The sequence below is a fragment of the Oliverpabstia intestinalis genome (assembly GCF_009696065.1).
Lineage (GTDB): Bacteria > Bacillota > Clostridia > Lachnospirales > Lachnospiraceae > Oliverpabstia > Oliverpabstia intestinalis.
This window is the reverse complement of record NZ_VUMS01000023.1, coordinates 26,431-44,130: the sequence shown is the minus strand read 5'-3', so window position 1 is coordinate 44,130 and position 17,700 is coordinate 26,431. Positions and strand designations below refer to the sequence as shown.

At 39.4% G+C, this 17,700-nt stretch carries 19 protein-coding genes, 1 tRNA gene and 1 pseudogene; 3 read left to right on the top strand and 18 right to left on the bottom strand.

Features of this window, described 5'->3' with window-relative positions:
* Positions 1–216: 216 nt before the first annotated feature.
* Positions 217–501 (bottom strand): transposase, encoded by a 285-nt coding sequence (locus FYJ57_RS11695; protein ID WP_205839966.1) that lies wholly within the window; start codon positions 499–501, stop codon positions 217–219.
* A 367-nt stretch (positions 502–868) separates the two neighbouring features.
* Between FYJ57_RS11695 and FYJ57_RS11685 the strand changes: the two genes are divergently transcribed.
* A complete protein-coding gene (locus FYJ57_RS11685; protein ID WP_105116765.1) occupies positions 869–1,378 on the top strand; it encodes a sigma-70 family RNA polymerase sigma factor in 510 nt (169 codons plus the stop codon).
* Between the two features lie 150 nt (positions 1,379–1,528).
* A pseudogene (locus FYJ57_RS11680) lies at positions 1,529–2,155 on the top strand (IS256 family transposase); the annotation flags it as partial.
* Positions 2,156–2,340: 185 nt separating this feature from the next.
* Here FYJ57_RS11680 and FYJ57_RS11675 read toward each other — a convergent pair.
* From FYJ57_RS11675 to FYJ57_RS11595, 17 genes are all read right to left on the bottom strand, one after another.
* Positions 2,341–2,793 (bottom strand): YaiI/YqxD family protein, encoded by a 453-nt coding sequence (locus FYJ57_RS11675; RefSeq protein WP_154432775.1) that lies wholly within the window; start codon positions 2,791–2,793, stop codon positions 2,341–2,343.
* Positions 2,790–3,128: an MmcQ/YjbR family DNA-binding protein gene (locus FYJ57_RS11670; protein ID WP_154432774.1), complete on the bottom strand. Its 339-nt coding sequence runs from the start codon at positions 3,126–3,128 to the stop codon at positions 2,790–2,792. Before FYJ57_RS11670 ends, FYJ57_RS11675 begins: the two co-directional genes overlap by 4 nt.
* A 14-nt stretch (positions 3,129–3,142) precedes the next feature.
* The gene (locus tag FYJ57_RS11665) at positions 3,143–3,862 is read right to left on the bottom strand and encodes a hypothetical protein (RefSeq protein WP_154432773.1); all 720 of its coding nucleotides are present in this window, start codon (positions 3,860–3,862) and stop codon (positions 3,143–3,145) included.
* 57 nt (positions 3,863–3,919) lie between these two features.
* A complete protein-coding gene (locus FYJ57_RS16575) occupies positions 3,920–4,129 on the bottom strand; it encodes a hypothetical protein (RefSeq protein WP_154432772.1) in 210 nt (69 codons plus the stop codon).
* Positions 4,130–4,414: 285 nt separating this feature from the next.
* Positions 4,415–4,846: a hypothetical protein gene (locus FYJ57_RS11655; protein WP_154432771.1), complete on the bottom strand. Its 432-nt coding sequence runs from the start codon at positions 4,844–4,846 to the stop codon at positions 4,415–4,417.
* A 15-nt stretch (positions 4,847–4,861) separates the two neighbouring features.
* On the bottom strand, positions 4,862–5,158 hold the full coding sequence (locus tag FYJ57_RS11650; RefSeq protein ID WP_154432770.1) for a hypothetical protein: 297 nt from the start codon (positions 5,156–5,158) through the stop codon (positions 4,862–4,864).
* Positions 5,159–5,175: 17 nt separating this feature from the next.
* Positions 5,176–6,168, bottom strand: coding sequence for a DUF6017 domain-containing protein (locus FYJ57_RS11645; RefSeq protein WP_154432769.1), 993 nt, complete (start codon positions 6,166–6,168; stop codon positions 5,176–5,178).
* A gap of 47 nt (positions 6,169–6,215) precedes the next feature.
* Complete coding sequence (locus FYJ57_RS11640) at positions 6,216–6,566, bottom strand: replication initiator protein A (RefSeq protein ID WP_154432768.1); 351 nt, start codon at positions 6,564–6,566, stop codon at positions 6,216–6,218.
* Entirely contained in the window at positions 6,566–7,474 is a 909-nt protein-coding gene (locus tag FYJ57_RS11635; protein ID WP_154432767.1) for a ParB/RepB/Spo0J family partition protein, read from the bottom strand. The genes FYJ57_RS11640 and FYJ57_RS11635 overlap by 1 nt, the downstream gene beginning before the upstream one ends.
* Positions 7,464–8,249, bottom strand: coding sequence for a ParA family protein (locus FYJ57_RS11630; protein WP_154432766.1), 786 nt, complete (start codon positions 8,247–8,249; stop codon positions 7,464–7,466). Before FYJ57_RS11630 ends, FYJ57_RS11635 begins: the two co-directional genes overlap by 11 nt.
* An 18-nt stretch (positions 8,250–8,267) precedes the next feature.
* Positions 8,268–9,137, bottom strand: coding sequence for a ParB/RepB/Spo0J family partition protein (locus FYJ57_RS11625; protein WP_154432765.1), 870 nt, complete (start codon positions 9,135–9,137; stop codon positions 8,268–8,270).
* A gap of 411 nt (positions 9,138–9,548) precedes the next feature.
* A tRNA-Arg gene (locus tag FYJ57_RS11620) sits at positions 9,549–9,622 on the bottom strand.
* 437 nt (positions 9,623–10,059) lie between these two features.
* Entirely contained in the window at positions 10,060–10,932 is an 873-nt protein-coding gene (locus FYJ57_RS11615) for a DUF3881 family protein (RefSeq protein ID WP_022170957.1), read from the bottom strand.
* Between the two features lie 234 nt (positions 10,933–11,166).
* Entirely contained in the window at positions 11,167–12,456 is a 1,290-nt protein-coding gene (serS, locus tag FYJ57_RS11610; protein ID WP_022170958.1) for a serine--tRNA ligase, read from the bottom strand.
* Between the two features lie 224 nt (positions 12,457–12,680).
* Positions 12,681–13,196: a DUF4446 family protein gene (locus tag FYJ57_RS11605; RefSeq protein ID WP_154432764.1), complete on the bottom strand. Its 516-nt coding sequence runs from the start codon at positions 13,194–13,196 to the stop codon at positions 12,681–12,683.
* Between the two features lie 220 nt (positions 13,197–13,416).
* A complete protein-coding gene (locus tag FYJ57_RS11600; protein WP_022170960.1) occupies positions 13,417–14,358 on the bottom strand; it encodes a ParB/RepB/Spo0J family partition protein in 942 nt (313 codons plus the stop codon).
* Positions 14,349–15,125, bottom strand: coding sequence for a ParA family protein (locus FYJ57_RS11595; RefSeq protein WP_022170961.1), 777 nt, complete (start codon positions 15,123–15,125; stop codon positions 14,349–14,351). Before FYJ57_RS11595 ends, FYJ57_RS11600 begins: the two co-directional genes overlap by 10 nt.
* A gap of 1,102 nt (positions 15,126–16,227) precedes the next feature.
* On the opposite strand from FYJ57_RS11595, the gene FYJ57_RS11590 reads away from it, so the two are divergent.
* On the top strand, positions 16,228–17,187 hold the full coding sequence (locus FYJ57_RS11590) for an alpha/beta fold hydrolase (RefSeq protein ID WP_022171411.1): 960 nt from the start codon (positions 16,228–16,230) through the stop codon (positions 17,185–17,187).
* The last annotated feature ends 513 nt before the right edge of the window (positions 17,188–17,700 follow it).

Sequence of the window (17,700 nt, the reverse complement as noted above, 5' to 3'; positions counted from 1 at the left end):
AGATAATTGAACTCTATTTTTCTTAGGGCGTGCCATAATAATAACCTCCATAGACATATTTTATCATCTATGGCAATTATATCAAGAAAAGAACATTAATTCAAATATCAACGTGTCAGTACACTAGAAGTTTCAACATTCCGGAGACGGAAACCCGGCGTCCAGCCTTTTTGGCAGCTTCCGTCTTCTCAGACACTTCGAGATAAATGGCTTCTGTCATTTTCCCAGAATGTTGATTGCTTTTTTTAATACATCAAGTGCATCTTTGGCATCACGCAATTCGCGTTTGAGCCGGGCGATTTCTTTCTGCTCATCGGATGCATAATTGCCAGAACCGCGAACAGGGATATCACCAGATTCCCGGAAATCCTTCAGCCACTTTGTTAATGTGCTGTATCCGATTCCGAGGTTTTCTGCACATCCACGTACTCCTAACTCTTTATGATCCTGGTAGTACTGGACTGCATCAAGTTTAAACTGTTTGTCATGTTGCTTTGCCATAATGAGATCCTCCTTCAGCATGTTTCTATTGTACCATGCTTATATATATTTGGAACTTCTCATTTTGACTTGTACTATTTATATTCTAGCACCAATTTATACATAGCACATCAGGGAATGGCGGGAAGCCAGTTAAAAAAATCCCTGCCAGTGCAACGGTACTTCCCACCATGAAGGTAGAAGTACAATCTCCATACAACAGAATTAGTATTTCCCATAACCGTAAAGGTCACAAAGCCTTTGCGGTTTTTCTTTTGTCGATTTTTGTTGGAAAGTGCCGTAGGGCTGTTTCTGATATGCGGTGTCGTTCTCCGCCTCTCCATCTGGATTTTTTACATTTCAAAAATTCAGATGGGAGGTATTTATGGTGAAATATGCACCAAGAAAGGTATATATCAGAGAAAGTGGCGGCTATGTGGAATTATCCTACACGGAGTTCTGCCGTTGCAGGGAATCCGACCAGACCTATATGGACAAGCTGTTTATCCCCATTCAAGGCTGTCTGCTTGAAGTCGTGAGGGAGCAATACACAGACTTCTACCGTGACAAGGAACGGTGGCGTTATCTGCAAAAATTAGATACAAAGAATAGACTGCTATCTCTCGACGGATTTACGGACAGCGAGGGGAATCCTCTGGACTTTATCACTGATGAAGCGGTGGACATTGCAGAAACCGTTGTCAATGCGGTCATGGTGGACAGGCTGAAAGCCGCCCTGCCTTTGCTGTCGGATAGTGAACAGGAGCTGATACAGGCAATCTTTTTTGACGGACTTTCCGAGCGTGAAGTCGGGGCGAGGTTGGGCATAACCCAGAGCGTTGTAAACAAACGCAAAGCCAGAATCCTAATAAAACTAAGAAAGATAATAGAAAATTAAAATTTAAGGCGTTCAGCCCCCTTGTTTTTTCCTTTGGGAAGATGAGGGGGCTTTTCTCTGCCCTCTCAATCAATTCTGATTGGAGGAAGTAAGAATGGCATACAACCACGGACGGGAGGACAGGAAATGGCGTATCTGGAAAGAAGCGGAGGAAAAAAAGAAGTTTTAACCATCAGTGTTGGCGATAACGAAAGCGCAAAATACTGGCTTTCCGTTATGAATGAACTGAAAAATCGTGGTGTCAAAGATGTATTAATCATCTGTGCCGATGGTTTAACCGGAATCAAAGAAGCGATTACAGCAGCTTTTCCAAAGACGGAATACCAGCGCTGTATTGTACACCAGGTAAGAAACACGTTGAAATATGTCCCGGATAAAGACAGAAAAGCCTTCGCTACGGATCTGAAAACCATTTATCAGGCCACAGATGAAAAGAAAGCTCTGGCAGCCTTAGAGCGTGTAACAGAAAAATGGACACCGAAATATCCGAATTCCATGAAGCGCTGGAAGGATAACTGGGACGCAATCTCGCCGATCTTTAAATTTTCAACGACGGTCAGAACGGTGATTTATACTACAAATGCTATTGAATCCCTGAATTCTACCTACCGGAAACTGAATCGCCAGAGAAGCGTATTTCCAAGCGATACAGCTCTATTAAAGGCACTGTATCTTGCCACATTTGAAGCTACGAAGAAATGGACCAGTACGATCCGCAACTGGGCACAGGTGTATGGTGAACTGAGTATTATGTACGAAGGACGCCTCCCAGAGTAACGAATAAACAGGCGAATAAGACGGGCGGAAAACCGCCTGCTCTTGACATGCCATTCAACAACTGTTATATATAAAACAAGGGTGAGAAGCCTGATTTTCAGGCTTGCCACCCTTGCATATCATAGAAGAATCTTATTTACAGACTTTTTCTCACAGTCTCGAAAACCTACGTCCTGATTTTTGTACTACCTATCCTTAATATACATCTCGATCAATTTATTCAAAGACACTTCAAACCTTTTATCGTCTGCCTCTGTCCGCTTTGCCGGACCTTTCAAATGATGTTTTTTCTTTGAGTTTCTGGCTTTCTTCGTCAAATGTCGTTCCATCAGCATCTGATCTATATTTTCATCTGTATACCATTTACCGCTCTGATGGATACCATATGCACCTTTACCCAGAATCATTGCCGCGACACCATAATCCTGCGTTACAACAATGTCTCCTTTCTGGCACAGACTGACCAGTTTAAAATCTACTGCATCAGCACCGGCTCCCACTGTGATTACTTCACTGTAATCTGAATATAAAACATGGTTTGTATCACATAAAAGAACAACAGGGATTTCATATTTCTTTGCTGTTTTTTCTACGATTGACACCACAGGACAGGAATCCGCATCTACTAATATCCTCATTTTTTCTTTCCTTTCGTCAGATCATAACTTTCCCCGATCATCCGCCAGATATCTTTATCAGGAACAGAGCCATCCAAGATAATAGAATTCCAGTGTGTCTTGTTCATATGATAAGCTGGGATCACAGATTCAAAAGCATTTCTCCAGAACTCTCTCCATTCCGGATCACATTTTACATTTATCCATACATAACCATCTTTATCATAAATAAGCGCAAATGTTTTCTTATTTCCCTTATGACGCATAACACACCAGTTATCATCATGAAAAGGATAATCTTCATATACATCTTGAAATGAATGGCAATATTGTATTGCCTCCTGCCTTGTCTGCATAGTTTCCTCTTTTCTTAACCTTCCTCTCCCCGGATCGGAGCATAGAAGATCAGCAAATCTATATATTTTTCTCCGTCTCCCTGTTCTCTATAATCATACCGGATCATATAATCCCGAATACTATATCCCCGATACGGATCAGATAGGGTATAAAGTTCTCCTGTTGTAAAATCAATTAGTGAGTACCCTGTGCTTTCCAGATATTCATCATTATCACTGTTTACCTGATCTTCATAAAATTCACACACCTTATCCAGACAATCCTGACACAATTGATCTTTGAGAGTTTCACAGTCTATCGTATCTTTCTCTCCAAGGTGTATATTGGGTTCCGCAATACATCTATCCGGTTGAGAGTGTGTCATAATAGAACCATAATCCTCTCCAAAAGAATTTACCATTGTGCTCATATGCCCAGAATCAATCTTTTCATTTCCATCATCATCATATTCTCGGATCCGGGTGTCAGTGACTGACATATCGGCCCAATGGATAATCCCAATTGAATCGAATTTTCTATAATATTCCAAAAGTCCACCAGCCGGTGTTCCGCAAATAAAGCATTGTTCTTTACCGATTGATGATTGAAGAGACAGTTCAAAGTCATCATCAGATTCATAATCCATCTGATCCAACTGTTGTTTTGTTGTTGATGTTTTTGCAGGCTGCGTCTGACAACCACAAAGAGTAATCCCTAATATAAGTACAAAGCATAAAATATTACTTCTTTTCATAAAAACCCCCGAAGCTGAAATAAGGACGTACTATGCCATCCCTCAGCACAGACGTCCCTATTTTCTAATAATGCCCTGTATATACGCTTTTACCAGCTCTTTTTGATGTTCGTCCATCGCATTCCAGTCATAAAGCAGCTGTTTCTGATCTGCTGTTAAATCAGGAATTTCTTCATCACCTGCAAAAAACTGGGCAAGGGTGATATCGAATCCCTCACATATTTTCTCAAGCGTCTGAATCGTTGGAACACTCTTCCTGTTTAGCAATGTAGAAATAGATGACTGGGCAATTCCAGATTTCTAAGCGAGTCTGTACCTACTAAATTTCTTTTTTTCACACAACTGCTCAATCCTGGCAATAATATAGTTCTCAGCTTGCAAGTATTCTATACCTCATTTCCGATATGATACCCTTATTGTACTTATAATTAAGGAAACTTATCAGATTGTATATTCCAATGCAAAATACTTAGGTATAACGAAGTATACAGGTAAAAAAATAAGGAACTACATTAGTATATCATATTTGTTCCCAGTTCTGCATCAATTTACTCATGATGGTCTGATATTATTACTATCGTTATCAGGAATATCTATGTATTTATCAAACATAGAGAATAGAGCAGCAATAAACTGTTCTGCGCTTCTATTCTGCTCCACAATCTGTTCCAATGACAATCCTTCTATAAACTTACAGACATATACCCAACAAGCCAGATCACATGCTTCTACAATAATGTCATTAATAATCTTTCCCATAACTTTATCAAAATCATTGATATCTTCAACAGGAAGTGATTGCAGATAATCAAGTGGGGGAAGCTCCCCACTTGGATTATACTTTTCTGATTCATCTAAAAATGCTAAGACCTTTTGCCTGGATTCTTCTGGCATCTTTACATATTCCCACAATGCCATAACCACTTTCAAATCCGTATCTCTACGAAGCGGTGGTAATTGGATATAATTATTTTCTTTAATCATGGTTCTTCTCCTCCTCTATGCTAACAATATTCTCACTAATTTTTCCCGGGCCAGATCAATCGCAGCATCTATAAATACACTTACATACAAAACCAGAAATGCTGAAACGATCAGGCAGAACAAAAATACAACCTGCGCCCAATCCTGGTAACAGATAATCGTTCCTATTGCCAAAGCTACCAGTCCAAGCACCACAAATGATTTAGCAATTGAAACCATATTCACAACCAGCTTAACGAGTATTCCCACGATTATGAGAATAAACCAGACCGGAATCAATAATATTTTTCCAATGATTTTTAAACAAAACATCTTTCTCCTCCTCTCAGTCAGACAGCAAACTGTGGCATGTCATGATTCACTTCTGTCTTATAATACCCATCGATTGTTGTCGGGGCATTGAACAATGCTGCCAGCATATATTTCTTGATATTTTTCACCTTTGATGTATTCTTCTTGAAACAGTCAAGAACATACTCGATGTGGGAATAATTCAGTTTTAAAAACTTGCTGCGTACCAGTTCTGCCGGATACCAGTTGCTTGCGATCAGAATCTTTTCGCTACTGCACAGAACTGTTTCCAAAATAAGCTCATAAATGCCCTGAATCAATGCTTCGTCATACTGATGCGCAATAAGTAATGACTCATAATCTATGTTTTCCTTGATGAGATCCTGATAAGCGGATACCGTATTCATCACATCAACATCTGATCTCTGTCTATCGGATATGATTTGATCAGATTTATTCTTACTCTCTTTAATATCGCTAGTATTATTATAATTAGAGTTTGAATTGCAAACTTCTTGAAGTTTATTTTCAGGACTTCTTGAAGTTTGTTTTTGGGACTTCATGGAGTTTGTTTTATAAACTTCTGCATCTTCCAGAGTATCAACATTGGTTTGTTTTGTAAACTTCTGTGCTTCCTCTGCTGATTGTTCCGCCTGTTCCTCATAGACCATGAAGCTTTTTACATATATGATGTTTGCTTTTCCAAATCCCTGCCTGCGCTTTTCAATCAAACCGATTCCATTCTCATCATCCAGTTCTTGCAGCGATTTTACAGCTTTATTCCTTCCACAGTTCAGCAGTTCCATGATATCTTCAATGGAAAAATAGATGTATGCCCGGTTCTGTTCATCAAACCACTGATTTTTGATGGACAAAGACATTCTATCCAGCATCAGACCGTATAATATCTTTGCATCACTGCTCAGATTTTTAAAATATTCATTTTTGAATAAAAGTTTTGGTATCCGGTAGAAGCTGTACTGATCAGCTTCATTCCCGTAAAAGTATCGAAATGTCAATTTCTGATCCATATTTTCTCCTTTCCTGCGGTAGTAGTTCCATAATGGACATTTCTTACTCACGCTACCGCAAAGTCTTTTACGTAATAAATGCTTGGCAGCCCCATGCCTCTAAAATGCTTTTCTATAAGTCCGGCATTTTCAAGCTCTGTCAGACATTCCCTTGCTTTTTTTCTGGTTACTCCCATGTCTTTCTGGATTTCCTGAATCGGATAAACAACATACATCCGGTTTCTTTCATCGACCCATTTATTCTTCACCGCCATTCCCATACGGTCTAAAAGAAGACCGTAGAGAACTTTTGCATGAATGGTAATTCCCGTAAATATTTTTTCAGTAACTAGCATCTTTGGAATATGTATAAAAGAATACTGATCCGCCTGTTTTCCATACATATATTTAAAATCCATCACATTACCTCCTGTTCCTGTTTCCATTTCTCCAATAATGATTCAATCACTTTCTCCACGTCTTCCGATGTATAATTCTTTGGAAAATATTTCGTCAGCTTCTTTTCATTCAAAGTTACCTTTCTTGCCGGAGCCTTTACCGGAATATGGCTATTCAGAATACTGATCATCAGACTCTGGGTAACCGGTCCTTGTCCAAGATAATTTCTTAAAGCTGCAATTTGGTTCGGTTTGATAAATCCATTGTCACAGATATATTCATAAATCCATTTCTGTACATCCGGTGGAATATATGATATATCAACAGCAATGGTAAAGTTCAGACGTTTCTTGTCTACCAATTCCAGTAAATCTGGGATAAGTTCTGTCAAGCGGATGTATCTTTGAACCTGTTTATAGCTTTCTCCGGTTCCTTGAGCAATTGCTTCTGTTGTTCTTTTAAACTTTGGGACATTTTGTCCCAAAGTTAAATCAGTCCTTTCACCTTGATGTCTCATTGCTTCCATTTTCATTTTATAAGCGAATGCCTTCTCACTCGGAAGCAACTCCTCTCTTTGGATATTGGCATCTACCATGGCAATCACAGCTTCATCATCCGTCATTTCTCTGACAATTGCCGGTATTGTTATTAACCCCGCCTTCTGTGCCGCATGCATCCGACGATGGCCGGAGATCATTTCATATCCATCATTTTGATCCGGACGGATCAGAACCGGGGTCAAAACTCCTGATTCACTGATGCTTTCTATGAGATTCTGCATTTTCTCATCATCAATTACTTTAAATGGATGACCTGCAAAGGACTTTATTTTATCAATCTCAATCTCCATTGCAGACTCTTCATTTACAACTCCCAGAAGTTCATCAATACTTGTCAGTTTGATTTTCTCGCCGCTTCTATTTTTCATTTTCTAAAACCTCCTGTGTAAGACTCTTATATGCATTGGACACTTTGCTCCTAGGACAGTGAGCATAAATACTGATTCCCTCTGCACTTGTTTCTGCCGCCTTTACCGATAACGGTATTACATTTTCAAAAATCGTGATCTTTGAACCGTAGGTAACGTGGAGCATGGTTGAAATATCTTTTGCGTAATTTGTTCGGAAATCTACCATCGTCAGCAGAATTCCCATAATCTGCAATTTCCTGTTCAGTCTTTTCTTTACCATAGAAATGGTTTTGATCAGCTGCTGGAGACCTTTCACCGGCAAATATGCTGCCTGTACCGGAATCAGAACTGCATCCGAAGCAACCAGTGCATTGATCGTCATCATGCCAAGGCTGGGCATACAGTCGATCAGGATATAATCGTATCGTTCTCTCATCATTTCGATATAATCTTTCATGATCATTTCCCGGCTCATCACATTTCCCAGCGTTACTTCCAAGGCTGACAATTCAATATTTGCCGGTAACAGATCCACATTTTCCTCATGATGAAGAATTCCATCCTCCGGTTTTATTTCTTCCTCATTAATAACTGCCAGCATAATTGTTGCCAGGGTAGTACCAAGATCATCCGGTTCCACATACCCAAGACTGGCTGTCAGGCTTCCCTGGGGATCCGCATCAATCAAAAGCACCTTTTTCCCTTCTTTCGCCAGGCCGATCCCTAAGTTTACTGTTGTCGTTGTCTTTCCGACCCCGCCTTTCTGATTTGTAACAGCGATTACTTTACACATTCTTCATTCCTCCGTTTCTTATTTGTCCCAGTATTGTTCCATCCATATTTTTAAGATTGCTACGATTTCACGCTTCATCATTTCCGGTGTATAGTTGTTGGGAAAATATCTGTGAAGCTGTTCATTTGTAAATGTGACTCTTGTTATTTCTCCTTTTTTTATTTCACTGAGAATTTCCTGCATCTTTTCTAAAGTCAGCTTTCCATCTTTGCTCAATTTTTTTATTCGCTGTGCCTGAGAAAGAGAGGGCACTGACTGAGCATAATCCATGGCTTCGATTAGCTGTTTTTGTTCCTTTTCCTTTAATGCTGCCAGTTCAACTGCCGGATTGAAGGAAATCAGTTCATCATCTAACTGCTGTAAAAGCTCTGGAATCAGGTTCGTGAGAGTAATATATCTTTGCACCTGCTTTGGACTTTCACCTGTTTCTTCTGCGATAATTTCCACTGTTCTCTTTCCTTTTAAATTGTGGTCGATTTGGCTACGCGGTCTTCCTGCAGTCCTTTTCATAGCATCATTCTTCATTTTGTAAGCAAAAGCTTTCTCGCTGTAACTGATCCGTTCCCTTTGAAGATTAGAATCCACCATTTTTATAATGGCTTCCTCATCGTTCATTACCCGAATAATCACAGGCACTTTCCGATATCCAAGCTGCTGTGCTGCATATTTTCTTCTGTGACCAGAAATGATTTCGTATACACCATCTGGTACCGGCCTTACGATCAGCGGATTTAAAACACCATATTTTTTTATGCTGTCTTTCAGAAGATGCATATCCTTATCATCTTCAACCTTGAATGGATGATCTTTAAAAGATCTGAGCCTTTCAATCTCAATTTCAATTATCTGTTCATCATCAAACTGAGTAGCTGCTTCTTTTCCTGCCATTAAACTCCTCCTTTTCCTGTAATCCAAACAAAAAATGCCCGTTCAGATTAGATTCTTTTATTTGAATCTGATCCAAACGAGCATCCCGTTTGCCATTAGCTACAGCTAATGAAACATTCTATTGTTTCAGCTAATAGAAGTTTGCAGAAGTTCCTTTTATAGAAGGATTTTACACCGCTTTACCCTGTTTTACATCCCCAATCTGAGGTTTCAACAGGAACGAACCCCGATGTTAGCAGGAAGTTCATTTTTTCCCGTTTGCAAAACAGCAATTTTGATTAGCTGCCAGCTAACGAATATCACTTCAAATTAGCTGGAAATTCATTTCTCACTTGCTTTTTCTTCATCGAAAATAATAAAAAGCGGAAGATGGTTTTGCTAATTTTGCTAACCATTTTCCGCTTGATATACCGTCTCCGGGAGGATTTGAACCTCTGACCCCTCGCTTAGGAGGCGAGTGCTCTATCCAGCTGAGCTACGAAGACAAGTACCGATTTTTGGCTTAAACACTAAGTTTTCAGCCTTTTGGTTCGGTAACCGATATATGATTTTCAGCTGATTTTTAATCAACTGCAGATCATCAGATTATGAAATTGTAACAGTAGAACATCCGCCAAAATGGGGAAAGCTCCGTTGTTAATTTTGTCTCTTCCAGAATAGATTCGAACTCCAAGTTCTTTTTTCTGTTTTCCCTCAGGGTTCAGCCGCGGCTCCTTCTTAGGAGGCGAGTGCTCTATCCAGCTGAGCTATGACGACACATGCCGAAAACCCTTGATTTTACTGGGTTTCTGGGATTTTCCCTTCGGCCATATATAAGATTATCAACTCTTTTTCGAGTTGTCAATCTACAGATTATTTCGGTAACTGTTCGCTACCTTCACAGATATATTTATTCTACTATAGAATGCCTGAAATGACAACCTTAAAAATTCAGGCTTCCCTGCAACCAGATAATTCCCTTGAATCTTCGACCAACTTCCGGGATTCCCATCAGATCTTCCTGGTTCATACAGATATCGAAGATCAGGTCGTTGCAGTTGATTGTCATCTGATACAGCTTCTCGCCGGTCAGTTTGTTCGTGGTTTCCATCCATTCAAGAATCTCTCCCATTACATTATACCGGTCGCACTCCATACCATAAGGCATAAAATACGTATCTACAATAGAAAAAATATCTTCGTTAGCGATTCTTCTTGAAATCATGGCATACGTATCCATATCATCCATAGTCAGATTTTCCATCGCTTCTTCATTTCCCCGGCGCGCTTCGTAGATCATCTGTGTTCTCTTCCGGGTCAGCTGCTGATCCCGTTCTCTCTGGGCAATATTTTTTTGAATTGGCAACAAAATCTTGCCCTCCGTAGAAAGACCGGATAAGGTCAGGTTGCTGAAACCTTCCCCCGGTGTCCCCTTGGTACGTTCTGTCAGATATTCTCCTGCATTTGCCAGATAAAAGATCAGAGTCACACCCACACGCACATCGTCACACGCTCCGGAAAAACAGACTTTTTCAGAACGTTGTTCTACCATCACATCTTCCTGACTGGTGATACCGCTTCCGGCAAAATACGGAAAATAATATTCCATCCGAAACTGATCCTGCTCATCATAAGTTCCACAGACACGCAGTCCGATATTCATACCAAAATATCGGGACAATTCCGCAAAAATCTCGTTTTTTCCCTGCTCTGCGATCTTTTTCTCATCGCAGGAAACAATCACCTCTTGCAGGATCTGATCCAGATCTTTCTGCTCCAGTTTTGAAAATCCTATAGCCCGAAGATAACTGTGCATACAGTCTTCCTCCTTTCTTATTATCCATTTTCTGTTACCACATCACAGGAATGACCCGGTAACTTTTCTCCGCATGCCAACACCAGATATCCATTGTTCTTCGGATATCTGGTGTCCGTAACAGCCGCTGTCTTTTTATTATTCCATCGTAACTGTTCAGTATCCTCACAGTTACGAGTCAGAATGCATTTCTAATCACCTTCGATGATGGCATTTTGACTTGCATTCCATCTCTTATTTATGTTTCGGTACGATTTTTTCGATTCCACCCATATATGGCTGCAGTGCTTTCGGGATATTTACACTTCCGTCTGCATTCAGGTTATTTTCCAGGAAGGCAATCAGCATTCTCGGCGGCGCAACTACAGTATTATTCAAAGTATGTGCGAAATACTTACCATTTTCACCATTTACACGGATTTTCAGTCTTCTTGCCTGTGCATCACCCAGGTTGGAGCAGCTTCCTACTTCGAAGTATTTCTTCTGTCTTGGAGACCATGCCTCTACATCGATGGATTTTACTTTCAGATCAGCCAGGTCACCGGAACAGCATTCCAGAGTACGAACCGGGATATCCAGGGTACGGAACAGCTCAACAGTGTTCTGCCACAGTTTATCAAACCACATCTTGCTGTCCTCCGGTTTGCAGACAACGATCATTTCCTGTTTTTCAAACTGATGGATACGATATACACCTCTCTCTTCCAGACCATGTGCACCTTTTTCTTTTCTGAAGCAAGGAGAATAGCTTGTCAGAGTTCTCGGCAGCGTATCTTCCGGCAGAATGGTATCGATGAATTTACCAATCATGGAATGTTCGCTGGTTCCGATCAGATACAGATCTTCGCCTTCGATTTTATACATCATGGCATCCATCTCAGCAAAACTCATAACACCGGTAACTACATCGCTTCGGATCATGAAAGGCGGTACACAGTAAGTAAATCCTTTGTTGATCATAAAATCTCTTGCGTAAGAGATAACTGCGGAGTGGATTCTTGCGATGTCTCCCATCAGATAATAGAAACCATTACCTGCCACTTTTCTCGCACTGTCCAGATCCAGCCCATCGAAAGATTCCATGATCTCCGCATGATACGGAACTTCATAATCCGGAACAACCGGCTCGCCGAAACGTTCGATCTCTACGTTCTCGCTGTCATCTTTTCCAACCGGGACAGAAGGGTCGATGATATTCGGGATTGTCATCATGATTGTTTTGATTTTTTCTTCTACTTCTTTTTCTCTTGCAGACAGTTCATCAATTTTTGCACCGGAAGCTGCAACTTCTTTCTTCACTTCTTCTGCTTCTTCTTTTTTACCCTGTGCCATCAGTGCACCGATCTGTTTACTGATTTTGTTTTTATTTGCACGCAGGGATTCTACTTCCTGCTTAATATTTCTGTTTTCCTGATCCAGAGCGATGACTTCATCTACCATCGGGATTTTCTGATCCTGGAATTTTTTACGAATATTTTCTTTAACCACATCCGGATTTTCCCGGACAAACTTGATATCTAACATATTTTCCTCCCTCTTTCAGGTTACTATTCTTGTTCTTTATTATAATAAGTAATCATTCTCTTTATTTTATAATAGTATTGCCTTTTTTTCAAGTGGGATTCACACGGTTCTTGGATAAATACAATTCTCTCACAGGATAGGCTTTGCCTCGTTATCCCATGACCAAAAAAGCAGATGAAACTTTTTTCGTTCCATCTGCTTTCTGCAATCTTTTTTCTTTTCTCTTATCGAACCTTATTCTCTCCAAAATGTACTGCCTGACGCAAGGCATCCATTTCCTCTGAACTGAGCAGAATGTAGGACTCTCCTTTTACTATTTCTTTGATATAGAAGAAACAGTTATCTCTGCTGTGAATTGCATTCAGGATAAATCCGGTATTGTTCATATCCAGAAGAGCGATTGCAAAACTCAGTTTTCCTCCTACGTCATCGAAAGCATCGTATTTTACGATCCCGTATTTTGTCAGAGACCTGGACAGCATATCCTTCAGTCCCCTGACTTCTTCAAGACTCTGTTCGTTTGCTCTTGAAAGCCTGTCTACTTCTTTTAATTTTTGAGAAAATACTCTCTCCAGGCTTTGTCCATCCGCGCCTTTCATAAACATATTGTAACGACGTCTCTGCCGGTGCAGTCCCAGAGAAACATTTAACACCAGTACAATCAATACCAGTACCAATACCATAAGCATGACTACCAGAATTCCCAGGTCAATACCTATTGCATCAAAAAAATTATTCATGTGTCAATCTACCCTTTCTATTTATCAGCTGCCACTACCAAAATGATTCTCCGTAACTATTCAGTAGGTAGCATTCCGCGAGGTGTTTTTGCATATTTTATGTCAAAATGCCTTCACCGAAGGTGATTAGAAATGCATTTTGACTCGTAACCGTGAGGGTACTGAACAGTTACAAGTATCCTTCTTATGCTCCTTACACTTATTTCTTAGCGGACGTTTTTCAAGATTCCTTTATAGATTCGAACAGATCAATCAGTCGTTCCAGTTCAGCCTGAGAATAATACTCAATCTCTATTTTACCCTTATTCTTATTCTTGTGCTGGATCGCCACCTTGGTTCCCACGATCGATTTTATTCGTTCTTCCAGTTGCTGATAGATTACTTCCATCTGCGGATCTGCTTCTTTTTTCTTTTCTTCTTTTTTGGGTTTTTGCAGATCTTTCACGATTTTTTCTGTATCTCTGACACTCAGTTTTTCATCAAAGATTCGCATCGCCAGATTATATTGCTGGTCTTTGTCTTCGATTCCCAGAAGTGTTCTTGCATGTCCCGGAGAAATCATATCCTGAATCAGCATATCCTGCACTCTCTCATCCAGTTTCAACAGTCGCATCGCATTCGTAACCGCAGTTCTGCTTTTGGATACTCTCTCTGCAATTTCATCCTGTTTCAGATGGAATTCTTCCATCAACCGTTTATAGGCAACCGCTTCTTCAATTGCATTCAGATCCTCTCTCTGAATATTCTCAATCAGTGCAATTTCTACAACTTCCTGATCTGAAAAATCTTTGATAATAACAGGTACTTCTTTCAACCCTGCCAGTTTTGCAGCTCGCCATCTGCGTTCCCCGGCAATAATTTCATAGTAATCATCCTTTTTCTGAACCAGCAGTGGTTGCAAAACGCCAAACTGTTTGATAGATTCTGCCAGTTCCAGAAGAGCATCTTCATCAAAATTTTTTCTTGGCTGTTCTCTATTAGGCTCTACTTCTGTGATTTTCATCTTCATTTCAACCGGTTTCTCAACGATCTTTTCCACTACTTTTTCTACTACTTTTACCGGTTGTTTTTTTTCTTCTGTTATATTTTTCTTATTTTTCGGAGCTCCGGATGGAATCAAAGAATCCAATCCTTTTCCAAGGCCACCTTTTTTCACTGCCATTCTTCATCCCCCCTGTGTATCACTTCTTCTGCTAACAGCTGATAACTTTCTGCTCCTGTGGATCTTGCATCATAGTAATTAATCGGGAGTCCATGACTTGGTGCTTCTGCCAGACGTACATTTCTCGGAATAATAGTTTTATAGATTGTCTGATTCAGATTATTCTTAACATTTTCTACTACCTGTAAAGAAAGATTAGTTCTCGCATCATACATAGTAAATACAACACCTTCCATTTCCAGATCCGGATTCAGTCTTTCCTGCACCAGTTCGATTGTGTGCATCAATTGAGAAAGTCCTTCCAGTGCGTAATATTCACACTGAATCGGTACCAGAACGGTATTTGCAGTTGTCATTGCGTTGATGGTCAACATATTCAATGATGGCGGACAGTCAATGATAATAAAATCAAACTGATCTCGGATCTTGCTGATTTTATTCTGTAATATATATTCTTTATCTTCGATACCAATCAGTTCAATCTCCGCTCCCGCTAAATTGACATTGGAAGGAATTAAAGACACTCCTTCGAATTCCAATTTCTGCAGACATTCTTCTACTTCACACTCACCAAGTAACAATTCATATACTGTATTCTCTGCCGCATCCTTCTCTACCCCCAGACCACTGGTTGTATTTCCCTGTGGATCCAGATCTATTGTCAAAACCTTCTGGCCCATGGCACCAAGGCAGGAGGATAAATTAATCGCTGTCGTGGATTTTCCCACGCCGCCCTTCTGATTTGCAATTGCTATTGCTCTTCCCATAACTGTACTCCTTCCAGTTCGTTTTCATCTGTATTTTTCTGTACAATTTTAATTTACGTGCAACTGTTTTAAGATTTATTTTATACATCAATTGCTGGTTCTATTATATCACTTGATTTTCTATTATTCCACACAAAACGTTTCACGTGAAACATTTTTTCTTTTTTATACAAAAAGCATTCGTTTCCTGTTTCTGTTTTAGTAATATTATGATGCCAGGATCATAAGTTCTTAGATTTGATGTGGATTTACTTGTGATAAGATTTTTGAACATAGGGTTCGTCAAAAGTATGAGTAAGTAGTTATTTTCAAAAGGACGAACAATTTGTGAATGTTTTTGTTAATTGTGAGAATGCGAAGCGCGGAATAATTCGGTATCAAAGGGGGGTAAAATACTTTTTGACCATAACATCATATTATTGTATTTTTTTGAAGTGTTTTATTACATGCGTGAATCTTTTTAATTATTTAATGTCCAGTAGTGCTGTCGTAACTGTAAAAGTGTTGAACAGCTACGACTTATTTCCTGAATGTTTCACGTGAAACATATAGACTGTCATCTTTTCATAAAATTCTACTATTTTTGAATGTTTCACGTGAAACATAGTTACTATTCACTCTTTTTGCTTCCACCTGAATAAAATTTTGTTGTCAACTCAATCCTCTTTAATAGCAGACTTTTGTATCGTATATCTCTGAATTTTGACATATTGTAACTATTCAGTAACCACTGTCCCACGAGATGTTTTGACATGAATATGTCAAAATCCCGAGGCATACAAGCCAAAATACCATCACCGAAGATGATTTACGCGAGCAACGAGTCAAAGTCCGTGCTTGCACGGAACCTTGAGGAGTGCCGCGATAGCGATAAAAACTCGCAAAGCGTGATTTTATCGTTTAAATGCATTTTGGCTCGTAACTGTGAAGGTACTGAACAGTTACGGCATATTTATATTAAAAGGTCTCTCTCGACATTACCTGTAAACAGTTATAAATCATCTGCTTTTCCACTAAGAGATTTAAAAAATGTTTGTATCTTTTCTCCGTATGAATTATAATAGATATAACAATTGCCATTCAAACAAGGAGGTAATCTATCATGAAGAAAAATGTTCAGCGCTTACTAACAATCAGCATTCTGACTTCTATGACCGGTGCTGGTATTTTTGCTATAAATAAACTGATCAACGCTTCCGCTGTAATCCGCAATGCGTTGCATAATAAATCTCAGTATTTCTACGACTGGAAATTTGGACGCATTCATTACACGATTGAAGGTTCCGGTTCTCCACTGTTACTTTTACATGATCTTTCCCCTGCAAGCAGCTCTGTCGAATGGAAATTTCTCAAAAAGCAGCTCGCAAAAGATCACACAGTATACTGCATGGATCTGTTGGGCTGTGGATGTTCTGATCGTCCGAAAATCACTTATACAAACTTTCTTTATGTTCAGTTGATCACCGATTTTATCAAAGCTGTCATCAAACAGCCAACGGATGTACTGACCAGTGGATTATCCGGTTCTTTTGCTGTCATGGCATGCAAAAATGATTCATCCATTATCCGCCGAATCATGATGATCAACCCGGAAGATCTCGCAGTGTTGAATCAGATTCCTGACAGACAATCCAAAGCATCTAAATTTCTGCTTGAACTTCCTCTGATTGGTACTTTGGTTTATAACATTCTGAATTCCCGTCCAAATATTGATCTGGCATTTACCGAAAAGTATCTTCATAACCCATTTCATGTAGATACAGAACTGGAAGATCTCTATTATGAGTCCTCGCACCTGGAAAATGGTGCCGGAAAGTACTTGCTCGCGAGCATTACCGGGAAGTACATTTACTGTAATATCAGTCACGCATTGAAGACCATTGACAACAGTATCTATATCCTGGAGGGTGATTCTGAACCCCGTGCCAGAGAAAGTGTTGCTTTATATACTTCTATTAATCCCGCAATCGAATCCGAGATGATAAAAAGCACCAAACACCTGCCTCAGATAGAAGCACCCGAACAGGTACTGGAAGCTGTTAACATCTTTTTTGCCTCATAAATTCTATCGTCCAATGCTAAAATATCCAGTATATCGTTTTTGAAATAACTGTATCCTACGTGAATGATACAGTTATTTCGAAAACGATATACTATTTTTAAAGAAAAAGCAAGAATATTCGAAAAGGTATTCTTGCTTTTCTGTCGTTTTCATTGCTTTCATTTTATATTTTTCTGAAAGTTTACATAATATTTTTTTACTTTTACCACATTCCCTGCCAATTTTTAATTTTTTCTGTCGATATTTTTCAATCTTCTAACGTTCCAAAATCCCTTTAAAATCAACGGTTTTCCCATCTTTTTCACCTGTTATTTTGTTGACATGCTTACACTGTTATTATATTATAATAGGTACAGCACTTTTTTGTTGGTTTATGTGGAATTTCGTCGCATCATGGCATAGATACATATGTTTTTACATTCAACTGATATCTATTTTACTGATTACTTATATCATTTACACACGATTTTCCATGCAAAACAGTGCCCGACAGACGGTATCAAGAATGTATAT